We start from the raw sequence: 295 nt of genomic DNA on the forward strand, positions 1-295 counted from the left end.
CTCGTCGAGCGCGGCCTCGAGCTGAGGTCGGGCCCGCCCCGCACCCTCGACGTCGACATCGACCTCCGAGACCGCCGGGTCACCGGCTCGGTCGACGACGGCTTCGGCAACGCGCTGGTCACCGTCGCCTTCTCCAACCTCGCGGCGAAGCAGCGGTTCACCGGCTGGCGCGACGCGCTCGCGCGGGCGGCCGGCCACCCCGACGAGAACTGGACGGTCCACTCGGTCGGCAAGCACCGCACCGGCGGCCAGATCGCGATGGTCTCGCCCATCCCCGAGCACGAGGCGCGCGGCT

At 74.2% G+C, this 295-nt stretch carries 1 protein-coding gene; it reads left to right on the forward strand.

Going from position 1 to position 295, the window contains the following annotated elements; genetic code table 11:
• A partial coding sequence (locus DDE18_RS23230) for a hypothetical protein (RefSeq protein ID WP_165821328.1) occupies positions 1-295 on the forward strand: 295 nt, incomplete at both ends.

It is taken from the genome of Nocardioides gansuensis (assembly GCF_003076135.1).
GTDB lineage: Bacteria > Actinomycetota > Actinomycetes > Propionibacteriales > Nocardioidaceae > Nocardioides > Nocardioides gansuensis.